Source organism: Streptomyces cathayae (assembly GCF_029760955.1).
Taxonomy (GTDB): Bacteria; Actinomycetota; Actinomycetes; order Streptomycetales; family Streptomycetaceae; genus Streptomyces; species Streptomyces cathayae.
The window spans coordinates 5,378,335-5,391,730 of record NZ_CP121682.1; the positions used below are offsets into that span (position 1 = coordinate 5,378,335).

A 13,396-nucleotide genomic window follows, 5' to 3' on the forward strand; every position below is an offset into this window, starting at 1 on the left:
GTGCCGGGCGAGCCCGAGGGATGCTCCGTCGTCGTGCTGCTGTGCCAGGCTGTCCGAGACGCTCTGCCGCGTCCAGCGCTGCCGAAACTCACGAATGATTCGAACGCCGCCGCCCCCGGCCGCTTTCCGAAGTCGTGAGTAAACGCTGCCGAAGTCGTGAACGTGGTCGACTCGCCGAGCTCCTTCGCCGCCTCATCGGCAGCTCCAGTCGCGATCGCCGCTCTCAGAAGCGTCAGGCGCCGTACTCGGTCGGCCTTGCGGCCTTGCCCGCATCCGTATCCCGCGCGCACACCCTGGTGGATGAGGCATCACCGCGATAAACGATGACGACTGCTGAGAGGACGACGGCCAGACCGAGAGCGGTCTGCGGACCGAACGGTTCACCGAACATGAAGGCTCCCCAGCCCGCTGTGACCGGGGCCATGAGGAACATGAGCGTGTTGACCTTGGTGACTCCGGAGCGCCTCAGGATGAGCCAGTACAGCCCGTACCCGCCGAAGGTCGACAAGGCCACGAGCCAGGTGATCGCGACCCAGAACGAGGGCTCAGCAGGTGGTTTCGCGACTCCGGCGCTCACGGCAAGTGCCGTGAAGACGACTGCACTGGTGGCGCAGTGGACGGTCATCGACACCGAGGGTGCGACCCGCGCGCGGGAGCGGCTTTCGAGGAACGTGGCCGCCACCAGCGAGAACATGCCGAGGAAGGGGACGAGATAGGCCCACCGGGCCACACCGGTGCCGGCCGCGGCATCGGCCATGGTGACAAGGGCGACGCCGCTCACCCCCAGGCACAGGCCGAGCCACTGCTTGCGCGTGACGTACTGACGCAGCAACGGTCCGGCGAGTACTCCGGCGACGAGGGGCTGGACGCCGTCGATCAGGGCTGTGGTGCCGCTGGAGACCCCGAGTTGAATCGCGTAGTAGACGGTGAGCAGGTAGCCGCTCTGCGACAGCGCGCCGATCATGGACTGCCGGGCCACATCCCGCACCGTGAGGCCCCGCCACGACGTTCCGGAGGTGGTGGCGATGACGATCAGGACGACGGCCAGCGGCAGGAACCGCCACATCAGGATCGTGACCGCGGACGCACTGCCCGCGCCGAGCTTGGCCCCGATGAACCCGGAACTCCAGCAGAGCACGAAGGCGATCGAGAGCAGGAAGTTCATGTCTCGCCCTCCAGTAAACAGATCGGTATACCCGCCAAGTCACTATACAGATCGGTATGGTGTGGAGGTATGGGTATTGCCGAGAGACCGCGACGGATCACGATGACGCCTGCCGCACGGCGCGTCCTGGAGGCCGCCGCGAGGCTGTTCTACGAGCGCGGCGTCCATGCCGTCGGGGTGGACCTGATCGCCGCCGAGGCCGGGGTGACGAAGAAGACCCTCTACGACCGGTTCGGTTCCAAGGAGCAGGTCGTCGTGGAGTACCTCGCGGATCGTGATGAACGCTGGCGGGGCTTCCTCGCCCGGTATCTCGACGCGGCACAGCCGGGGTCTGCGGCGCGCGTCCTGGCCGTCTTCGACGCCTCACGCGCGTGGGCGAAGAAGAACAGTTCCAAGGGATGCGGCATGGTCAACGCTCACGCCGAGATCAGCGACCCGTCCCACCCGGCCTACCCGATCATCATCGAACAGAAGCAGTGGATGCTCGCCCTGTTCACCGACCTCGTCGGGGACATGGATCAGGTCGGGGCCGACCGTCTGAGCCGGACGCTCATGCTGCTTCACGAAGGAGCGCTCGTCGCCCACGGCCTGAACGTCTTCGCGGACCCCATCAGCCATGCCCGTGAACAGGCGCAAGCTCTTCTTGTCGCCGTGGGGGACTCCGCGGCGAAGCGGTGAGGCGACGCCTGAAGGATCGCTTCCGAGAGCCGGAACGGCGCGATGTTCCGCCCTTCGGCGAGGACTGACGGCCGGGGCCCGGCGCTCGGCGCGGGCGACCGACCCGGGCGCCGGACCGTGACGGACCGGGACGGGTCGGTCGTGGTGCTCGGTGGTGGGGAGGGGAGTTGCGGGTGCGCGAGACTGAGGGCATGAGGGAAGCAGCGCGCGACGACACACACGTGGACACGGACAAGGAAGCGAACGCGGACACGCGAGCGGGCGCCGACACCGGTCCGGACGCGACGGCGGTTGATGCCTATCTGCGGCGACTGGGCGTCGAACGGCCGGCCCGGCCCACCGCCGACGCGCTGCGCGAACTGCACTTGCGCCATCTGCGGGCCGTGCCCTTCGAGAACCTCTCGGTCCACCTCGGCGAGGAGATCGTGCTCGACGGGAAACGGCTGCTGGACAAGGTGGTCAGCGGCCGACGGGGCGGCTTCTGCTACGAACTCAACGGAGCCTTCGGCACTTTGCTCACCGCCCTCGGGTACGAGGTCGTCCTGCTCGCCGCGCGGGTGTACGGCGACGGAGGACGGCTCGGCATCCCGTACGACCATCTCGCCCTGCGGGTACGGACCCCGGACGGAGACGACCTGCTCGCCGATGTCGGGTTCGGGGCGCACTTCCTGTTGCCGCCGGTGTTCGGGGAGCGGGAGGAGCAGAAGGACCCCGGGGGCACGTTCCGGATCGCCGAGGTGGTGCCCGACGCGGCCGGGGTGCGCGGTGGCCGTGACGTCCAGGACATCGCCCCGGTCGCGGACCTGGACGTGCTGCGGGACGGGAAGCGGGTGTACCGGCTGGAGCAGCGCCCGAGGGTGCTCGGCGACTTCGTGGGCGGGGCGTGGTGGCACAGCACCTCGCCGCAGTCGCATTTCACGCGGTCACTCGTCTGCTCACGGGCCACCGAGGACGGAGGGAGGATCACGCTCAGCAGCCGCAAGGTCACAGCGACAGCGGGGGACGGTACGCGTGAGGAGCGGGAGTTGGGGACGGACGAGGAGGTGCTCGCGTTCTACCGGGACCGGTTCGGAATCCGCCTCGCCCAGGTGCCGGCTGTGAGAAATCCCCACCAGGCCAGCTGATCGGGGCCAGTGGGGTTTTTAATGGCTGCCGTGAGCGATGTGAGACATGTGCTGGTGCTGCCCGACCGGGATGCCGCGGAGGAGGTGGCGGAGGCGCTCGGGGAGCGCTTCGGTGTCGACGAGGAGCCGCGGCTCGTCCGGGACGCGCTGGCCGGTGAGGACGACGCCGAGGACGCCCAGTGGCTCGTCGTCCTGCGCGACGAGGGGCAGCGGCTGGACCCCGGAGCACTGGACGAGTTCGCGGCGGAGTGGGAGGGCTGGCGGGAGGAGCCCTGACCCTGCGGCACCGCGGCGCCGGGAACCGTCGCTGTCGGTGGTGCGTGGGATGCTTGTCGCGATGGCCAGGAAGACAGCTCAAGACGACCCTCTCGTCCCGGTGACGCTCGCCGTGGGCCAGGAGGACCTCCTGCTCGACCGTGCCGTGCGGGAGGTGGTGGACGCCGCGAAGGCCGCCGACGCCGACACGGACGTACGGGACCTCACCCCGGACCAGCTCCAGCCCGGCACCCTCGCCGAGCTGACCAGTCCGTCGCTCTTCGCCGAACGCAAGGTCGTGGTCGTACGCAACGCGCAGGACCTGTCGGCCGACACCGTCAAGGACGTGAAGGCGTATCTCGGGGCGCCCGCCGAGGAGATCACCCTGATCCTGCTGCACGCGGGCGGCGCCAAGGGCAAGGGGCTGCTCGACGCGGCGCGCAAGGCGGGCGCGCGGGAGGTGGCCTGCCCGAAGATGACGAAGCCGGCCGACCGGCTGGCCTTCGTGCGGGGCGAGTTCCGGGCCGTCGGGAGATCGGCCACACCGGAGGCGTGCCAGGTGCTGGTCGACGCCCTCGGCAGTGATCTGCGGGAGCTGGCCTCGGCGGTGTCCCAGCTGGCGGCGGACATCGAGGGGACGATCGACGAGGCGGTCGTCGGCCGGTACTACACCGGGCGGGCCGAGGCGTCGAGCTTCACGGTCGCCGACCGCGCGGTGGAGGGACGGGCGACGGAGGCGCTGGAGGCGCTGCGCTGGTCGCTGGCGACGGGGGTGGCGCCGGTGCTGATCACCAGCGCGCTGGCCCAGGGCGTACGGGGCATCGGGAAGCTGCTGTCGGCGCGCGGCGGCAGACCGGCCGATCTGGCGCGGGAGTTGGGCATGCCGCCGTGGAAGATCGACCGGGTGCGGCAGCAGATGCGGGGCTGGACCCCGGACGGCGTGTCCGTGGCGCTGCGGGCCGTGGCCGAGGCGGACGCCGGGGTCAAGGGCGCCGGGGACGACCCGGAGTACGCCCTGGAGAAGGCGGTCGTCACCATCGCGCGCGCGGCGCGGTCGCGGGGACGGGCGTAGGGCCGCTGCCCACCGGGTGTCCTGCCGGGTGTGTCCCCGGGCGCCCTGCCGGCGTCGGCCCCACCGGCCGCCCGGCCCCCACAGACCGAGGACCCCGCCCGTCACCCGGGGGAAGGGTGGACGGACGGGGTCCTCGGTCGAAGCACGGAGCTCGTACCCGCGTGGCGAACGCAGGCCGCGTACGAGCTCGGGGTGCCGGTCGGGGGCGGAGAGAGAGGGCCCGCCCGGGTCCTTCCGGCGATCAGATCAAAGAGTGGTTCAGCCCTTGACGGACGCGACCTTCAGCGCCAGCGCCGACTTCTTGTTGGCGGCCTGGTTCTTGTGGATGACGCCCTTGGAGACGGCCTTGTCGAGCTGACGCGCGGCGACGCGCTGGTACTCGGCGGCCTTCTCGGCGTCACCCGCGGCGACGGCCTCGCGAGCCTTGCGGATCGCGGTCTTCAGAGAGGACTTGACGGCCTTGTTGCGCAGCCGGGCCTTCTCGTTGGTCTTGTTCCGCTTGATCTGGGACTTGATGTTCGCCACGAATGAGCCTCTACAGGTTCTGGCACGGGGCCGCAGGGGTCCCGCGCCGGTGATTGCTTTCCGACGGTGCCCCGTGCCGGGAGGGCAAGAGACACAGCTCCCCACACTACCAGCGGCCCGATCGGCGGCCCAAACCCGTCCCGCGGCCCACCCGGGGGACGCCGTCCGGAGGAGCTCACCCCGCACCCGTGGGACGATGGAAGCTACGTATCGATCCGACCCGAGACCGCAGACACTGCGGACGCCTCAAGAATCAGGACCCTGCGTGCCCGCGACCCCCAGCCACGTGCCCGAGCCGAGCCGTACCGACCCGGCTCTGATCCGCAACTTCTGCATCATCGCGCACATCGACCACGGCAAGTCCACGCTCGCCGACCGGATGCTCCAGCTGACCGGTGTGGTCGAGCAGCGGCAGATGCGTGCCCAGTACCTCGACCGCATGGACATCGAGCGTGAGCGCGGCATCACGATCAAGTCCCAGGCGGTGAGGTTGCCGTGGGCGCCCACTCACGACAAGGGCAGCACGCACATCCTCAACATGATCGACACGCCGGGGCACGTCGACTTCACCTACGAGGTGTCGCGGTCGCTCGCCGCCTGCGAGGGCACGATCCTGCTGGTGGACGCCGCTCAGGGCATCGAGGCGCAGACCCTCGCCAACCTGTACCTGGCGATGGAGAACGACCTCACGATCATCCCGGTGCTCAACAAGATCGACCTGCCGGCCGCGCAGCCCGAGAAGTTCGCCGAGGAGCTCGCCAACCTGGTCGGCTGCGAGCCCGACGACGTGCTGAAGGTGTCCGCCAAGACCGGGCTCGGCGTCGAGGCGCTGCTCGACCGGGCGGTCGCCGACATCCCCGCCCCGGTCGGCGTCAAGGACGCCCCGGCCCGCGCGATGATCTTCGACTCGGTGTACGACTCGTACCGCGGTGTGGTGACGTACGTCCGGGTCATCGACGGCCAGCTCAACAAGCGTGAGCGCATCCGGATGATGTCCACGGGCGCGACGCACGAGCTGCTGGAGATCGGTACGAACTCGCCGGAGATGCTGTCCTCCGACGGCCTGGGCGTCGGCGAGGTGGGCTACCTCATCACCGGCGTGAAGGACGTCCGCCAGTCCAAGGTCGGTGACACCATCACCAGCCAGCACAAGGGGGCCGAGGAGGCGCTGGGCGGCTACAAGGAGCCCAAGCCCATGGTCTTCTCCGGCCTGTACCCGATGGACGGCTCCGACTACCCCCTGCTGCGCGACGCGCTGGACAAGCTCCAGCTCAACGACGCGGCCCTGGTCTACGAGCCGGAGACGTCCGCGGCCCTCGGGTTCGGCTTCCGCGTGGGCTTCCTGGGCCTGCTGCACCTCGACGTGATCCGTGAGCGCCTCGAGCGCGAGTTCGGGCTCGACCTGATCGCCACCGCGCCCAACGTGGTGTACCGCGTGAACATGGAGGACGGCGCCGAGCACGTCGTCACCAACCCGAGCGAGTTCCCCGAGGGGAAGATCGACAAGGTCTTCGAGCCGGTGGTACGGGCCACGATCCTCGCGCCCACCGAGTTCATCGGCGCGATCATGGAGCTGTGCCAGACCCGGCGCGGCACCCTGCTCGGCATGGACTACCTCTCCGAGGACCGGGTCGAGATCCGCTACACGCTGCCGCTCGCGGAGATCGTCTTCGACTTCTTCGACCAGCTGAAGTCCAAGACCCGCGGCTACGCCTCGCTGGACTACGAGCCCACGGGCGAGCAGTCCTCCAGCCTGGTCAAGGTCGACATCCTGCTGCACGGCGACAAGGTGGACGCCTTCTCGGTGATCACCCACAAGGACCAGGCGTACGCGTACGGCGTGCGGCTCGTCGCCAAGCTGCGGGAGCTGATCCCGCGGCAGGGCTTCGAGGTGCCCGTCCAGGCCGCCATCGGCTCCCGGGTGATCGCCCGCGAGACCGTCCGCGCCATTCGCAAGGACGTCCTCGCCAAGTGCTACGGCGGTGACATCTCGCGCAAGCGCAAGCTGCTGGAGAAGCAGAAGGAGGGCAAGAAGCGGATGAAGATGGTGGGTTCCGTGGAGGTCCCGCAGGAGGCCTTCATCGCCGTCCTCTCCAGCGACGAGAGCGCGGGGTCGGGCAAGGGCAAGAAGTAACAAGGAGTAACAAGAAACAACCGGAGTCACCGGGGGTGCCAAGACACCCCGCGAGCCGGACGGAGAGGGGCCCGACGCGCGCAGGCGCGTCGGGCCCCCGCGCATCGGTCGTCACAGTGGATCAAAACAGTGGATCAAAGGGGCCTCTGTGCGAAGTGACAGGCCGTGGCCCCTTACGAAGCCGCCGGTCGGGCTCTACTCTGTCCCTGCCCGACGGTTACTCATGAGTTAAACAAGGTCATGCGAGCGTAACCAGTCGATCACCAGCCGACACCGAGCCGACACCCGAAACGATCACCAGCCGCACACCTGTCACATCTGAGCCAGCCGCACCGTTGCGGGCCCCGGAGGACGTCTTGAGCGACACACTGACTTTGATCGAGAACCGGCCGCCGAGCGTGGCGACCCTCTTCCTGGAGCGTGTCGCCGCCACACCGGACGCCGAGGCGTACCGCTATCCCGTCCCGTCCGCCACCGGCGAGGGCCCCGACGGCTGGAAGTCGCTGACCTGGGCCGAGGCCGCCCAGCGGGTCGACGCCATCGCGGCCGGTCTGATCGAGCTGGGCGTGCAGCCGGAGGAGCGGGTCGCGCTCGCGTCCGCCACCCGGGTCGAGTGGATCCTCGCCGACCTCGGCATCATGTGCGCGGGCGCCGCCACCAGCACGGTCTACCCGCAGACGAACCTCGACGAGTCCGCGTACATCCTGTCGGACTCCGGCAGCCGGGTGCTGATCGCGGAGAACGCCGAGCAGGTGGCCAAGGCGGTCGCGAAGCGCGCCGAGCTGCCGCAGCTCGGCCAGGTCGTGGTCATCGACGCGACCGGCGTCGAGACCGACGACTGGGTGATCAGCCTGGCCGAGCTGGAGCGCCGTGGTGCGGCCCGGCTGGAGAAGGACGCCGGGCTGGTCAAGGAGCGGGTCGCCGCGATCACCAAGGACCAGCTGGCCACCCTCATCTACACCTCCGGCACCACCGGCCGCCCCAAGGGCGTGCGCCTGCCGCACGACAACTGGTCGTACATGGCGAAGGCGATCGCCGCCACCGGCCTGCTCGACGGCGACGACGTGCAGTACCTGTGGCTGCCGCTCGCGCACGTCTTCGGCAAGGTGCTCACCTCCGGCCACATCGAGGTCGGCCACGTCACCGCGGTCGACGGCCGGGTCGACAAGATCATCGAGAATCTGCCGGTGGTGCGGCCGACCTACATGGCGGCCGTGCCCCGCATCTTCGAGAAGGTCTACAACGGGGTCGCCGCCAAGGCACGGGCGGGCGGTGGCGCCAAGTACAAGATCTTCCAGTGGGCCGCCGAGGTCGCCCGCGAGTACGCCAAGGCCACGCAGGACAACTTCCGCCGCACCGGCACCGCCGGCGCCCCCTTCGGCCTCACCGCGAAGCACAGCATCGCCGACAAGCTGGTCTACGCCAAGATCCGCGAGGCATTCGGCGGCAACCTGCGCGCCTGCATCTCCGGTTCGGCGGCCCTGGCCCCGGACATCGGCTACTTCTTCGCCGGCGCCGGCATCCACATCCTGGAGGGCTACGGCCTCACCGAGTCCTCCGCGGCCTCCTTCGTCAACCCGGGCGAGGCCTACCGCACCGGCACCGTCGGCAAGCCGCTGCCCGGCACCGAGGTCCGCATCGCCGACGACGGCGAGATCCTGCTGCGCGGCCCCGGCATCATGGAGGGCTACCACGGGCTCCCCGAGAAGACCGCCGAGGTGCTGGAGTCCGACGGCTGGTTCCACACCGGCGACATCGGCGAGCTGTCGCCCGACGGCTATCTGCGCATCACCGACCGCAAGAAGGACCTCATCAAGACGTCCGGCGGCAAGTACATCGCGCCCGCCGAGGTCGAGGGACAGTTCAAGGCGGTGTGCCCGTACGTCTCCAACATCCTGGTGCACGGCGCCGACCGGAACTACTGCACCGCCCTCATCGCCCTCGACGAGATCGCGATCACGGCCTGGGCGGCCGAGAACGGCCTGGGCGGCAAGCCGTACGCGGACATCGTCGCCGCGCCCGCCACGGTCGAGATGGTCGACGGCTACGTCAAGCAGCTCAACGAGGGCCTGCAGCGCTGGCAGACCATCAAGAAGTTCCGCCTCCTGCCGCGTGACCTCGACATCGAGCACGGAGAGATCACCCCGAGCCTGAAGCTGAAGCGCCCGGTGGTGGAGCGCGAGTACAAGCACCTCATCGACGAGATGTACACGGGCGCCCGGGAGGCGTGACCCGTACGGGGCGACCCGTGGGGCGTGAGCCGCAGCGTATGGCCGTGGGGCGGGGCCTGGACCTGACCGGTCCGGTGCTCCCGCCCCACGGCCGTCCGCCCGCATGTCCGGACTGTTCCGGCCGGCCATCGAGGTGGAGCATGTCGGCTGTCTCCTCTTCCTCGAGCTGGACCACGAGCGCTCGCAGCGGCCGGGCCGGTTCGCCCGGAAGTCCGTTGTCTCCGAAGACACTTGGCCGAAGCTGACGGACCTCAGCGGAGACGCCTCGTACGGCGGAATCACCACTCTCATGCGGAAGCTCGGCGCTCAGGCACCCACCCGTTCCGACCGGCGGATCGCCGACCTGCTCGACTCCGAGGCCACGCAATTCCGCGAGGTCGCGGAGGCTTTGCCGTAGGCAAGAGACGGATGGGGGGGCTGCTGCGCGCGCAGCCCCCCCACCACCCTGCGCGCTCAGTCCGCCGCTGCGAAGGCCACGAACGCCGCCCAGCCGTCCGCGCGCACGGAGAGGTGCGGCCGGTGAATGTCCTTGGAGTCGCGAACATGGATGCTTTCTGCGGCGAGGGCCATTTCCACGCACTCGCCCCCCTCATTGCCGCTGTAGCTGCTCTTGCGCCAGACGAGCTGTCGGGAGCTTTCAGCACTCATCTTCCGTCTGCATCCTCTCGATCAGGGCCAGAGACTCTCGCGGAGTGAGTGCCTGGGCCCTGATGCTGCCGTAGCGTGCGGCCAGAATACGGACCTCGTCCATGTCCGTGGCCAGACGTGCGACGGCCTGTACTTCCGTGTATCCCACCTGGGGCTTTCCCTTTGGTGACAGCAAGGTGAACGAACCGCCCATACCGGCATGCTCGGACCGGTCCGTGGGCATCACCTGCAACTCGACTGTGCGAAGCCGCCCAAGTTCGAGCAGCCGGGTCAACTGCTCCTTGTGGACCTCGGGCCCCCCGATCGGTCGACGAAGCACCACTTCTTCGATCACGGCAGTCACCATGGGCGGAGGCCAGTCGGTCAGGATGCGCTGGCGGTCCATCCTTGAGGTCACCCGCTGTTCGATGGTCTCCTCCGTCAGCAGAGGCTTCCGCATCTCGTACAGCGCGCGAGTTCGCTGCTCGGTCTGGAACAGCCCTGGTACGTCATGGTTGTTGTAGAAGTTGACCTCGACCGCTTCCCCTTCCAGCCGCGCATAGTCCCGGAACCACGCCGGGTGCCGGACCCGTGCGCGTGCCTTCGCCCGCGCCACGTCCTCCTTCGTCGCTTTCAGCAGCCCTTCGGCACCGAGAAGGTCGTCCGCCGCGTCGAGGAACTCGGGCTGAGGCGTTCTGCGGCCCCGCTCCAGGGACGAGACCAGGTCCTCGCCGTATCCCAGCCGGTCGCCCAACTCCTTCTGGGTCAGGCCGGCGCGTTCCCGGAGCAACTTGACCTGTCTGCCCACAGCCCGGTTCAGATCGATGAGGCCGTCCGCGTCCTCCGGGGGCTCGGGGCGGTTTTCGGTGTTGTTCTGACGGGGTTCCGATGTCATCACGTATCCCCCAACCCGCCTGCCTGCCGCCCGGTTACCGGGATTCTTGCAGAAAGCCCCGGCGTTCACGCCGGGGATGAATGCATCTCAAGACTGCTCTGACGTGCACTTCAGAGCGGACGTTTTTGCTGCTCGATGTACTGGTGGACGATCGCCAACGGTGCTCCGCCGCACGATGCGGAGAAATACGAGGGCGACCACAGGTGCCCATGCATGATGGCGCGGTTGATCCGGCCGGTGAACTCTTGCCGTATCCGGCGAGCGGAGACGCCCTTGAGGCTGTTGACCAGCTTCGAGACGGCGACCTTGGGTGGGTAGTGCACCAGGAGATGGACGTGATCGCGTTCGCCGTTGAACTCCTTCAGCTCCGCTTCGAAGTCCTCACAGACCTTGCGCATGATCTCTTCGCAGCGCGTCAGCATCTCGTCGTCGAACACCCCGCGCCGGTACTTCGTCACAAAGACCAAGTGCACATGCATCGCCGAAACGACGTGTCTGCCAAGTCTGTAGTCGTTTGCCTGATCCATGAGACCAATCGTAGTAGGGTCTTGGGTGTGCAGCTCCGCTACAACTACCGGGCCTACCCCAATGCCTCCCAGCGCCGCGCGCTGGCGAGTGCGTTCGGGTGCGCCCGCGTGGTGTGGAACGACTGCCTGCGCGACCGGAAACAAGCGCACGCTGCCGGGCTGCCGTATGTGACGTCGGCCGAGCTGTCCCGGCTTCGCATCACCCAGGCCAAGCGCACCGAGGAACGCGCCTGGCTCGCCGACGTCTCAGCGGTCGTCCTGCAGCAGTCTCTGCGGGACCTGGATGCCGCCTACAGGAACTTCTTCGGCAGCCTCAAGGGCAAGCGGCAGGGCCGGAAGGTCGGCCCTCCCCGCTACAAGTCGAAGAAGGACACCCGGCAGTCGATCCGCCTCAACACCAACGCCTTCTGCCTTCAGGACGACGGCACGGTGTATGTGGCCAAGGTCGGCCATCTCAAGGTCACATGGTCGCGTCGGCTTCCGGCCGCACCCACGTCCCTGACCGTCACCAAAGACAGCTCCGGCCGGTACTTCCTCAGCTTCGTCGTGGACACCGAGCCGGACATCCTCCCCGAGCTGGAGGCGGAGTCCGGTCTCGACCTCGGCCTGTCCGCCTTCGCGGTCCTGTCCGACGGGACGAAGATCGACAGCCCGCGTTTCCTGCGCCGGGCCGAGAAGAAGCTCAAGCGTCTTCAGCGGGAGCTGTCCCGCAAGCAGAAGGGGTCGAAGAACCGGGCCAAGGCCCGCAGCAGGGTCGCACGCCAGCACGCGCGTGTGGCGGACCGGCGCCGGGACTGGCACCACCAGGCCTCCACACAGATCATCCGCGACAGCCAAGCGGTGTATGTGGAGGACCTCTCGGTGTCCGGTCTCGCACGCACCCGGCTGGCCAAGTCGGTGCACGACGCGGGATGGTCCGCGTTCGTCGGCATGCTGGAATACAAGGCTGTCAAGCACGGGCGCACCTTCGCCAGGGTGGACCGGGCCTTCCCCTCCTCGCAGGTCTGCTCGGCCTGTGGATTTCGGGACGGTCCCAAGCCGCTGCACGTCCGTGAGTGGGCGTGCAGGGAATGTGGCACGGTGCACGACCGCGACCACAACGCGGCCCGCAACGTCCTGGTCGAGGGACGCCGGATCGTCGCCGCCGGACGGGCGGAGACGCTAAACGCCCGTGGAGCGCCGGTCAGACGGGCACACGTGCCCGCACAGCGCGGTGAAGCAGGAAGCCCCCGGAAGGGTCGGACGAGCCAGGCCGGAATCCCTGGACTTCAGGCCAGGGAGCACGTCAATCCCGTCAGTACGGACACGCAACCGACAGCGGCGGTACAGGCGCGTGCCGTACCGATGGTTCCTCTGGTCAGCGCACGACCATCCGGACACGCTCTGTCACGTGAAGTATGAAATCCGTGACCGAGGGCCTTTGCCCCGTCGAGTCTCCACGCCCGTGCCTTTCCACCAGCAGTTCAGCTCGACCCGGCGTGGAGCACGGCTTGCCCGCCTTCTCGCGACTCAACAGATGGCGGACTGGGGGTGGGGCAGGGACGGCGAGTACCTGGAGGCCGCCGAACTGGTGGTGGGTGAACTCGCCGCGAACGCGGTGACCCACGGTCGTGTGCCCGGGCGGGACTTCCTGCTCACCATGACGCTCGTCCGGCCCCCGGAGGGCGGCTCCGGCATCCTCCGGATCGAGGTCGCGGACAGCAGGGGAGAGCGGCTGCCCGCCCCGGTGGCGATGCCCTGTCCGGACGGCGAGCACGGACGTGGGCTGCTCCTGGTGAGCGCGCTCGCGGCCCGGTGGGGTGTCGCGCCCCGGTTCCCCTCGGGAAAGACCGTGTGGGCCGAATTGCCGAGTCCGCCGGGATGAGACGGCACGTGAGTGTCACCGCCTCCGTCCGAGTCCACGCGCCCAGGCCTGGCGGCTACGACAGATGATCGTCCTCCGACGTCTCCGCGGCCGCGATCCGCCACGCTGCCGGGCCGCAGGTGGCCGCCTTGCCGAAAAGCGTGAGCAGTCGGCGGGCAAGTGTCACGCGAGAGCTCAAATGAGCGCTATGCGGACAGAAATGGCCGAAGTGCTCACGCTTTTGGGAAGAGGTGTCCCGCCCGGGGCAGGCGTCCACCCCGGCAGCGGCTGCTCCCGCGACCGGGCCGAAGTCGGCGGGT

Annotated in this window: 14 protein-coding genes; 9 read left to right on the forward strand and 5 right to left on the reverse strand. The window is 68.7% G+C overall.

All coding sequences use genetic code 11. The annotated features are described in order from the left end of the window. Positions 1-232: 232 nt before the first annotated feature. A complete protein-coding gene (locus tag PYS65_RS24485) occupies positions 233-1,165 on the reverse strand; it encodes a DMT family transporter (RefSeq protein ID WP_279336093.1) in 933 nt (310 codons plus the stop codon). A gap of 69 nt (positions 1,166-1,234) precedes the next feature. Here PYS65_RS24485 and PYS65_RS24490 point away from each other — a divergent pair, with 69 nt between their 5' ends. The 4 genes from PYS65_RS24490 (at position 1,235) to holA (ending at position 4,294) form a co-directional block, all read left to right on the forward strand. Next, entirely contained in the window at positions 1,235-1,843 is a 609-nt protein-coding gene (locus tag PYS65_RS24490; RefSeq protein ID WP_279336094.1) for a TetR/AcrR family transcriptional regulator, read from the forward strand. 191 nt (positions 1,844-2,034) lie between these two features. Beyond that, positions 2,035-2,967 (forward strand): arylamine N-acetyltransferase family protein, encoded by a 933-nt coding sequence (locus PYS65_RS24495; RefSeq protein ID WP_279336095.1) that lies wholly within the window; start codon positions 2,035-2,037, stop codon positions 2,965-2,967. Positions 2,968-2,997: 30 nt separating this feature from the next. Beyond that, on the forward strand, positions 2,998-3,243 hold the full coding sequence (locus PYS65_RS24500) for a hypothetical protein (protein ID WP_279336096.1): 246 nt from the start codon (positions 2,998-3,000) through the stop codon (positions 3,241-3,243). A 61-nt stretch (positions 3,244-3,304) separates the two neighbouring features. Continuing rightward, positions 3,305-4,294, forward strand: a complete 990-nt coding sequence (gene holA, locus PYS65_RS24505; protein ID WP_279336097.1) for a DNA polymerase III subunit delta — start codon at positions 3,305-3,307, stop codon at positions 4,292-4,294. A 258-nt stretch (positions 4,295-4,552) separates the two neighbouring features. Here the strand turns inward: holA and rpsT are convergent, their stop codons facing one another. Next, positions 4,553-4,819, reverse strand: coding sequence for a 30S ribosomal protein S20 (rpsT, locus tag PYS65_RS24510; RefSeq protein ID WP_279336098.1), 267 nt, complete (start codon positions 4,817-4,819; stop codon positions 4,553-4,555). A 265-nt stretch (positions 4,820-5,084) separates the two neighbouring features. Here rpsT and lepA point away from each other — a divergent pair, with 265 nt between their 5' ends. The 3 genes from lepA (at position 5,085) to PYS65_RS24525 (ending at position 9,581) form a co-directional block, all read left to right on the forward strand. Beyond that, on the forward strand, positions 5,085-6,953 hold the full coding sequence (lepA, locus tag PYS65_RS24515; protein ID WP_279336099.1) for a translation elongation factor 4: 1,869 nt from the start codon (positions 5,085-5,087) through the stop codon (positions 6,951-6,953). 356 nt (positions 6,954-7,309) lie between these two features. Next, positions 7,310-9,184: an AMP-dependent synthetase/ligase gene (locus PYS65_RS24520; protein ID WP_279336100.1), complete on the forward strand. Its 1,875-nt coding sequence runs from the start codon at positions 7,310-7,312 to the stop codon at positions 9,182-9,184. Between the two features lie 103 nt (positions 9,185-9,287). Then, positions 9,288-9,581, forward strand: coding sequence for a hypothetical protein (locus tag PYS65_RS24525; protein WP_279336101.1), 294 nt, complete (start codon positions 9,288-9,290; stop codon positions 9,579-9,581). 56 nt (positions 9,582-9,637) lie between these two features. Here PYS65_RS24525 and PYS65_RS24530 read toward each other — a convergent pair whose 3' ends face one another. The 3 genes from PYS65_RS24530 to tnpA form a co-directional block, all read right to left on the reverse strand. After that, the gene (locus PYS65_RS24530) at positions 9,638-9,832 is read right to left on the reverse strand and encodes a DUF397 domain-containing protein (RefSeq protein WP_279336102.1); all 195 of its coding nucleotides are present in this window, start codon (positions 9,830-9,832) and stop codon (positions 9,638-9,640) included. Further along, positions 9,822-10,706: a helix-turn-helix domain-containing protein gene (locus PYS65_RS24535; RefSeq protein WP_279338056.1), complete on the reverse strand. Its 885-nt coding sequence runs from the start codon at positions 10,704-10,706 to the stop codon at positions 9,822-9,824. The genes PYS65_RS24530 and PYS65_RS24535 overlap by 11 nt, the downstream gene beginning before the upstream one ends. 110 nt (positions 10,707-10,816) lie before the next feature. Then, complete coding sequence (tnpA, locus tag PYS65_RS24540; protein WP_279336103.1) at positions 10,817-11,233, reverse strand: IS200/IS605 family transposase; 417 nt, start codon at positions 11,231-11,233, stop codon at positions 10,817-10,819. Positions 11,234-11,260: 27 nt separating this feature from the next. Between tnpA and PYS65_RS24545 the strand changes: the two genes are divergently transcribed. After that, positions 11,261-12,634, forward strand: a complete 1,374-nt coding sequence (locus tag PYS65_RS24545) for an RNA-guided endonuclease InsQ/TnpB family protein (protein ID WP_279336104.1) — start codon at positions 11,261-11,263, stop codon at positions 12,632-12,634. 43 nt (positions 12,635-12,677) lie between these two features. Then, positions 12,678-13,097: an ATP-binding protein gene (locus PYS65_RS24550; RefSeq protein WP_341483697.1), complete on the forward strand. Its 420-nt coding sequence runs from the start codon at positions 12,678-12,680 to the stop codon at positions 13,095-13,097. The last annotated feature ends 299 nt before the right edge of the window (positions 13,098-13,396 follow it).

Coding starts and splice junctions, on each gene's coding strand:
- PYS65_RS24485 (WP_279336093.1), bottom strand. CDS start 1,165: ATGAACTTCCTGCTCTCGATCGCCTTCGTGCTCTGCTGGAGTTCCGGG.
- PYS65_RS24490 (WP_279336094.1), top strand. CDS start 1,235: ATGGGTATTGCCGAGAGACCGCGACGGATCACGATGACGCCTGCCGCA.
- PYS65_RS24495 (WP_279336095.1), top strand. CDS start 2,035: ATGAGGGAAGCAGCGCGCGACGACACACACGTGGACACGGACAAGGAA.
- holA (WP_279336097.1), top strand. CDS start 3,305: ATGGCCAGGAAGACAGCTCAAGACGACCCTCTCGTCCCGGTGACGCTC.
- PYS65_RS24525 (WP_279336101.1), top strand. CDS start 9,288: ATGTCCGGACTGTTCCGGCCGGCCATCGAGGTGGAGCATGTCGGCTGT.
- PYS65_RS24530 (WP_279336102.1), bottom strand. CDS start 9,832: ATGAGTGCTGAAAGCTCCCGACAGCTCGTCTGGCGCAAGAGCAGCTAC.
- PYS65_RS24535 (WP_279338056.1), bottom strand. CDS start 10,706: ATGACATCGGAACCCCGTCAGAACAACACCGAAAACCGCCCCGAGCCC.
- tnpA (WP_279336103.1), bottom strand. CDS start 11,233: ATGGATCAGGCAAACGACTACAGACTTGGCAGACACGTCGTTTCGGCG.